Annotated in this window: 7 protein-coding genes and 1 riboswitch; of the genes, 1 reads left to right on the top strand and 6 read right to left on the bottom strand. The window is 60.6% G+C overall.

The genetic code is table 11. The annotated features are described in order from the left end of the window. The 3 genes from BLX41_RS36110 to ltaE all read right to left on the bottom strand — a co-directional run. The coding region (locus BLX41_RS36110; RefSeq protein WP_473241687.1) for an amino acid kinase family protein at positions 1-168 on the bottom strand (168 nt) is incomplete at its 3' end. A 97-nt stretch (positions 169-265) separates the two neighbouring features. Beyond that, a complete protein-coding gene (gene alaS / locus BLX41_RS23835; RefSeq protein WP_123726863.1) occupies positions 266-2,890 on the bottom strand; it encodes an alanine--tRNA ligase in 2,625 nt (874 codons plus the stop codon). 146 nt (positions 2,891-3,036) lie between these two features. Further along, positions 3,037-4,041: a low-specificity L-threonine aldolase gene (gene ltaE / locus BLX41_RS23830; RefSeq protein ID WP_123726862.1), complete on the bottom strand. Its 1,005-nt coding sequence runs from the start codon at positions 4,039-4,041 to the stop codon at positions 3,037-3,039. A gap of 221 nt (positions 4,042-4,262) precedes the next feature. After that, positions 4,263-4,433, top strand: a riboswitch (FMN riboswitch). A gap of 121 nt (positions 4,434-4,554) precedes the next feature. Between ltaE and BLX41_RS23825 the strand changes: the two genes are divergently transcribed. Beyond that, positions 4,555-5,064 carry a 6,7-dimethyl-8-ribityllumazine synthase gene (locus BLX41_RS23825; protein ID WP_102880592.1) on the top strand — a complete coding sequence of 170 codons (510 nt, stop codon included), beginning with the start codon at positions 4,555-4,557 and terminating at the stop codon, positions 5,062-5,064. 67 nt (positions 5,065-5,131) lie between these two features. Here BLX41_RS23825 and astE read toward each other — a convergent pair whose 3' ends face one another. The 3 genes from astE to BLX41_RS36105 form a co-directional block, all read right to left on the bottom strand. Then, the gene (gene astE, locus BLX41_RS23820) at positions 5,132-6,142 is read right to left on the bottom strand and encodes a succinylglutamate desuccinylase (protein ID WP_123726861.1); all 1,011 of its coding nucleotides are present in this window, start codon (positions 6,140-6,142) and stop codon (positions 5,132-5,134) included. A 12-nt stretch (positions 6,143-6,154) separates the two neighbouring features. Continuing rightward, positions 6,155-6,442, bottom strand: coding sequence for a topoisomerase II (locus BLX41_RS23815; RefSeq protein WP_123726860.1), 288 nt, complete (start codon positions 6,440-6,442; stop codon positions 6,155-6,157). A 57-nt stretch (positions 6,443-6,499) separates the two neighbouring features. Further along, positions 6,500-6,704, bottom strand: a 205-nt coding sequence (locus tag BLX41_RS36105; RefSeq protein ID WP_259745121.1) for an N-succinylarginine dihydrolase, incomplete at its 5' end; no start/stop codon positions are given.

Below are 6,704 nucleotides of genomic sequence, written 5' to 3'. Positions count from 1 at the left end.
CTGCTTGGCCAGATCGATCAGGCGATTGGTTTCGCCGCTCATCGCCGACAGCACGATCACCAGGTCATCGCCGGCTTCACGGAACTTCTTCACCTTGTCGGCGACCTGCTCGATCCGCTCGACAGAGCCGACCGAAGTGCCTCCAAATTTCTGTACGATCAAAGCCATTTTCTAAGCCGCCTCAGCCCGTAAAGGGGCGCCCGTTAATCAATCAAACTGCACAGCGCAAAGACCCGCCACTAGACGACGGGCCCGGCTCGGCGCCTTAAATACCCTGTTCGACAAATGGCACGGTCAGGGCCAGTGCCGCATCCAGCGCAGTAGCATCAACACCACCGCCTTGAGCCATGTCTGGACGACCACCGCCCTTCCCGCCCACTGCCGCAGCGGCTTGTTTCATCAAATCACCGGCTTTGAGTTGGCCAGTCAGGTCCTTGGTTACACCCGCAACCAGTACGACCTTTTCCTCATGGACACTGCCGAGCAGGATCACTGCGCGGCCGAGTTTGTTTTTCAACTGATCCACCAGCGCCAACAGCGCCTTGCCGTCCTGACCGTCAAGACGCGCAGCCAGCACTTTCACGCCCTTGACGTCTGCCGCTTGAGCGGAGAGATCATCACCCGCGGCACTGGCTGCCTTAGCCTGCAGTTGCTCAAGCTGCTTCTCCAGCAGACGATTGCGCTCCAGCACGGCCGACAGTTTGTCGATCAGGTTGTCACGGCTGCCCTTGACCAGGGTCGCCGCTTCCTTGAGTTGTTCTTCCGCAGCGTTAAGGTACGCCAGGGCCGCAGCACCGGTGACCGCTTCGATACGCCGCACACCGGAAGCCACACCGCCTTCGCTGGTGATTTTCAGCAAGCCGATGTCGCCGGTGCGGTTGGCGTGGATACCGCCGCACAACTCCACCGAGAAATCGCCGCCCATGCTCAGTACGCGCACGCTGTCGCCGTACTTCTCTCCGAACAGCGCCATGGCGCCCTTCTTCTTGGCGGTATCGATATCGGTCTCTTCGGTTTCCACCGCAGTATTCTTGCGAATCTCGGCGTTGACGATGTCTTCCAGGGCCTTGATCTGCTCGGGCTTGATCGCTTCAAAGTGGCTGAAGTCGAAACGCAGGCGTTGACTGTCGACCAGCGAGCCCTTCTGCTGTACGTGCTCGCCCAGTACCTGGCGCAGCGCGGCGTGCAGCAAGTGAGTGGCCGAATGGTTCAGCGAAGTGGCGTGACGCACGTCGGCGTCGACCTGGGCTTCAACCGGAGCCCCCACGATCAGACTGCCCGACGCCAGTACGCCGTGGTGCAGGAACGCGCCGCCGGTCTTGGTGGTGTCGCGCACATCAAAACGCGCACTGCCGGCCTGCAGGTAACCGCAGTCACCGATCTGTCCGCCGGACTCGGCGTAGAACGGAGTTTGGTCAAGAACCACAACCCCCTCTTCGCCTTCATTAAGTACGTCGACCGATTGCCCTTCTTTATAGAGGGCGACCACTTTGGCCGAACCGCTGGTGGCGTGATAGCCGGTGAACTCGGTGGCCACATCGACCTTGACCAGGCTGTTGTAGTCCATGCCGAAGGAGCTGGCGGAACGGGCACGTACACGCTGGGCTTCCATCTCGCGCTCGAAACCTTCCTCGTCAAGGGTCAGGCTGCGCTCACGGGCGATGTCACCGGTCAGGTCCATGGGGAAGCCGTAGGTGTCGTAGAGCTTGAACACCACGTCGCCCGGCACTACCGAACCTTCGAGTGCCGCCAGGTCCTGTTCGAGGATCTTCAGGCCCTGCTCCAGAGTCTTGGCGAACTGCTCTTCTTCAGCCTTCAGCACGCGTTCGATATGCGCTTGCTGGGATTTGAGCTCAGGGAAGGCTTCGCCCATTTCGGCCACCAGGGCCGCAACGATCTGATAGAAGAAGCTGCCCTTGGCCCCCAGCTTGTTGCCGTGACGGCAGGCGCGACGAATGATCCGACGCAGCACATAACCGCGACCTTCGTTGGACGGCAGCACGCCGTCGGCAATCAGGAAACCGCAGGAACGGATGTGGTCGGCCACCACTTTCAGCGACGCCTGGGCATCGTTGGTGCAACCAATGGCCTTGGCTGCCGCGTCCAGCAGGCTCTGGAACAGGTCGATTTCATAGTTCGAGTGCACATGCTGCAGCACTGCGCTGATCCGCTCCAGGCCCATGCCGGTGTCCACCGACGGCGCCGGCAGCGGGTGCAGCACGCCATCGGCGGTGCGGTTGAACTGCATGAACACGTTGTTCCAGATTTCGATGTAACGGTCACCGTCCTCTTCAGGCGAGCCGGGTGGGCCGCCCCAGATATCGGCGCCGTGATCGTAGAAAATCTCGGTGCAAGGGCCGCACGGGCCAGTATCGCCCATGGTCCAGAAGTTGTCGGAAGCGTAAGGCGCGCCCTTGTTGTCACCGATGCGCACCATACGCTCGGCCGGCACCCCGACTTCCTTGGTCCAGATGTCGTAAGCCTCGTCGTCGCTGGCATAAACCGTGACCCAGAGCTTCTCCTTCGGCAGATTCAGCCACTTGTCGGAGGTCAGGAAGGTCCAGGCGAAAGTGATGGCGTCACGCTTGAAGTAGTCACCGAAGCTGAAGTTGCCCAGCATTTCGAAGAAGGTGTGGTGACGAGCGGTATAACCGACGTTTTCCAGGTCGTTGTGCTTGCCACCGGCGCGGACGCACTTCTGGCTGCTGACAGCGCGGGTATAAGCGCGCTTTTCCTGACCCAGGAAGCAGTCCTTGAACTGGTTCATCCCCGCGTTGGTGAACAGCAGGGTGGGGTCGTTGCCTGGGATCAAAGAGCTGGAGGCTACACGGGTGTGGCCTTGCTCTTCGAAGAAGCGAAGGAAGGCTTCACGGATTTCTGCGCTTTTCATTAGGTTCTTCCACGGAGACTGCGGCCAAAGGCCTGTGCGCAACGTCAACAGACGAAACGACGGCAAAGGGCCGCATTATATCGGCGTTAATCACTTGGTACAGCGTGTTTGTACGATACAAACAGTCAATTGGACGGAGAACACTGTCAGTTACGGGAAAACTCGGCAAAAGTGCTCACCACTTGTTCGATTTGCCCGGAACTGACATCCAAATGGGTCACCAGGCGCAGCCGTGACGCGGCGCTGAGGCTGATCCCTCGCTCGGCGGCGAACGCCTTGAGGGCTTCAGCCCGATCCCCCATCTGCACATACACCATATTGGTCTGCACCGGTTCGACACTGAAACCCGCCTGGCTCAGCCCCTGTGCCAGCAACTGCGCATTGGCATGGTCATCCGCCAGACGCTGTACCTGGTGTTCGAGGGCATACAGCCCTGCTGCCGCCAGGACGCCGGCCTGGCGCATGCCACCGCCGACCATCTTGCGCAGGCGCCGCGCCTTGCCGATCAATTCGCCAGATCCGCACAACACCGAACCCACTGGCGCGCCAAGCCCCTTGGACAGGCACACCGATACCGAATCGAAGTGCTCGGTGATCACCCGGGCATCCACCCCCAGCTTCACCGCTGCGTTATACAGGCGCGCGCCATCCAGATGCAGAGCCAAACCCCGCTCTCGGGTAAAGGCCCGGGCCTGGGCCAGGTAAGCCAGGGGCAGCACCTTGCCCTGCATGGTGTTTTCCAGGGCGAGCAAGCGCGTGCGGGCAAAATGAAAGTCATCGGGCTTGATCGCGGCCGCCACCTGATCCAGGTCCAGGGAACCGTCGGCCTGGAGCTCCAGCGGCTGAGGCTGGATCGATCCCAGCACCGCGGCGCCACCGCCTTCATATTTATAGGTATGGGCCTGCTGGCCGACGATGTACTCATCACCCCGATCGCAGTGGGCCATCAAGGCCAGCAGATTGCTCATGGTGCCGGAAGGTACAAACAGGGCAGCGGCAAATCCCAGGCGTTGTGCCAGTTCCGCCTCCAACTGATTGACCGTCGGGTCTTCGCCGTAGACATCGTCTCCGGTACGGGCGCGAGCCATGGCCTCGAGCATGCCCGGGGTCGGCTGGGTCACGGTGTCACTACGAAGATCGATCACGCTCATCACATCTGGCTCCGGCTACGGGGGACCGCAAGGTCCGCGCTAAACAGGGAGAATTCCCTTTCAAAACGAATTACTGCGGCCCCATGGACGATTAATCAAGCAGCAACTGTAGAAAACCTTGTGCCACAGGGTGAAAAATCCGATGAACATTATCCAAAAGACGCAATGCTTCCCCAGCAAATCTGTGTTAAAAACTCACCGCCCGCGAAAAACTCGCGGGCAATCGTTCTCAGGGCGGGGTGTAATTCCCCACCGGCGGTAATTGCGCGCAATGCGCATAGCCCGCGAGCGCTTGGCGATACCCGTGGCCAGTCCACAGGTAACGACAAGGTCAGCAGACCCGGTGTGATTCCGGGGCCGACGGTCATAGTCCGGATGAAGAGAGAACGGGATTGGCACCAAAGGGCCGTTGCCGGGCAGATCGCGGGAAATCCACGGCCGCTCTGCGCGCACCCTTAAATCCCATTCGATTCATATACGCCCTGTTTTTCATACAAACAGGAGTCAGAACAGATGCAACCCACCGCAATCGATAGCAAAAGCAAACACCACCCCAACGAGCGCGTCGCCTTTATCCAGGCCTGCTGGCACAAGGAAATCGTCGATCAGAGCCGCCAGGGTTTCGTCGCGGAAATGCTCGCCCAGGGTTATCAGGAAAGCGATATCGACTTCTTTGAAGTCGGCGGCGCCTTCGAGATTCCTCTGCACGCCAAGCTGCTGGCCAAGTCCGGTCGCTACACTGGGATCGTCGCTGCGGGGCTGGTGGTGGACGGTGGCATCTACCGCCATGAGTTCGTCGCCCAGTCGGTGATCAGCGGCCTGATGCAGGTGCAATTGGAAACCGAAGTGCCAGTGTTCTCCGTGGTGCTGACCCCGCATCATTTCCATGCGGGTGAAGAGCATCAGAAGTTCTTCTTCGAGCACTTCGTGCACAAGGGTCAGGAAGCAGCGAAGACTTGCGCCGATACCCTGCAGAAGGTTCGTGCCCTGCGCCGCAATGAGCAGCGTGCGGTTGCCGTTTAAGCGATAAAAGCATCGCCGGCAAGCCGGCTCCTACAGGATCGTGTAGGAGCCGGCGTGCCGGCGAACCTCAGGCCAGGCCGTCAGCCGTGGTCGGCACAATCAGAATCCCCGCACGCAGGCCGTTCTTGACCTTGGGATTGGGAAAAATGATCCGCGCGCCCTCTTCCTCGATGACCCATCGGGTCTGAGCGATATCCTCGGCCAGCAAGTAACCCACTTCCAACTCGGAAAAATTCTCGACGTCCGCCGGCAAATGCAGGTGGAAGCTGTCGCTGTGCTTGATGATTTCCCGCGCCACGCTGAACAGTTGCAAACCGTCGAGACTGTCCTGCTCCGCTCCAGGCTCGGTGCCTTCGATGATGTGCTTGAGACGGGTTTCCAGGCGTTCGACATTGACGCCCTGGTTCTGCCCGAACGGCCGTGCCTTGCCCAACTCCAGCGTGAAGGACTCGGCCCCCAGCTGGTCGTAGGTGTAGGCACTGAAGACGATGGAAGGCTTGTTCTGCAGCAGCACCGCCTCCATGCCGGCGGCCCGCAGGCGCGACAGTTCACGGCGCGAATGCCGGCGCCCGTCCTTCCACGGATAGAGGGCAAACTGCTCGATCTTCGAACCACGGATCGCCGTGTGCAGATCGTAGTGCAGGCGTTCGCGACCCGGCAGGTTGAAGAAGCTCGCCGCCAGACGCTCCAGCTCGCAAGCCCGCAGGGCTTCGAAACCACCGCTCAACTCATGCCGGCCGTTGAACAGCCGGTTAACGTCCTGCTCGACGAATCGCTCGCCACGGCGCATGGCCTCGGGGTTGCCAAACAGGAACAGAATCCGGGCCCTGGGCTTCAAGTCGCCCCGGGCAATATCATGCAACAAACGGTCGAGCAGCTCGATGGGAGCCGTCTCGTTGCCGTGGATACCGGCGGACAGCAACAGGTCCAGACCGTTATCCCGAGCTTCGGGCGGCCGTACTTCCAGGGCGCCCTCGCTCAGCCAGCGCATGCGCACGCCGTCGACAGTCAGTTGAGTCTTCTCTGCCGGTTCACGGCCGGCGAGGGTCAGTTCAAGCAGTTTGCCGAGGGCGAGCATAAAGCGGCTTCCTTAGTGAGCGTGACCGCAGTCAGGGCCATGCACGTGATCATCTTCACCAGCGTCGGCCGGTTCCATTTCCAGTTGCAGGCTGACCAGGTTGGTTGCCAGCGGACGCAACAGCAGGCTGGCGTATTCGTCATCACCCTCTTCCACGTCCACGCCGATCAGCAATTGGCCGCGGCCGTCCTGCTGGATCCACACTTCCTTGCCCTGCCACAGCACCGCGAAGCGGGTGCAGGAGGTTTGCAGTTGGGTGCCGTCGGTGTCTTCAAGGATCAGTTGTAGGGTATCGCTCATGGGGGTCGTTCTCATCTGGGGTGAAGCGGCGCGCCCGGATCAGCCGGGCGCGGGCTTTCAATTGATCTGGAAGGGATAAACCGCGCCCAGTTTAAGGATTTGCGTCAGTTCATCCAGTGCCGTCCGGCACTCAAGCAACAGCTGCGGGTCCGCCAGATCGTTTTCGCTCAGGCGGTCGCGGTAGTGCTTGCCGACCCATTGGGTCAGGGTGTCGTACAACGGCGCGGTCATGATAACCCCAGGATTGACCGCCGCCAGCTCG

The organism is Pseudomonas protegens (genome assembly GCF_003732485.1).
GTDB lineage: Bacteria > Pseudomonadota > Gammaproteobacteria > Pseudomonadales > Pseudomonadaceae > Aquipseudomonas > Aquipseudomonas protegens_B.
Note: the sequence above shows the minus strand (reverse complement) of the source record. Positions and strands in the feature narration are given on the sequence as shown.

What these genes read in the sequence shown, in the direction of transcription:
- ltaE (WP_123726862.1), bottom strand. Translation starts at nt 4,041, where the DNA reads ATGAGCGTGATCGATCTTCGTAGTGACACCGTGACCCAGCCGACCCCG.
- astE (WP_123726861.1), bottom strand. Translation starts at nt 6,142, where the DNA reads ATGCTCGCCCTCGGCAAACTGCTTGAACTGACCCTCGCCGGCCGTGAA.
- BLX41_RS23825 (WP_102880592.1), top strand. Translation starts at nt 4,555, where the DNA reads ATGCAACCCACCGCAATCGATAGCAAAAGCAAACACCACCCCAACGAG.
- alaS (WP_123726863.1), bottom strand. Translation starts at nt 2,890, where the DNA reads ATGAAAAGCGCAGAAATCCGTGAAGCCTTCCTTCGCTTCTTCGAAGAG.
- BLX41_RS23815 (WP_123726860.1), bottom strand. Translation starts at nt 6,442, where the DNA reads ATGAGCGATACCCTACAACTGATCCTTGAAGACACCGACGGCACCCAA.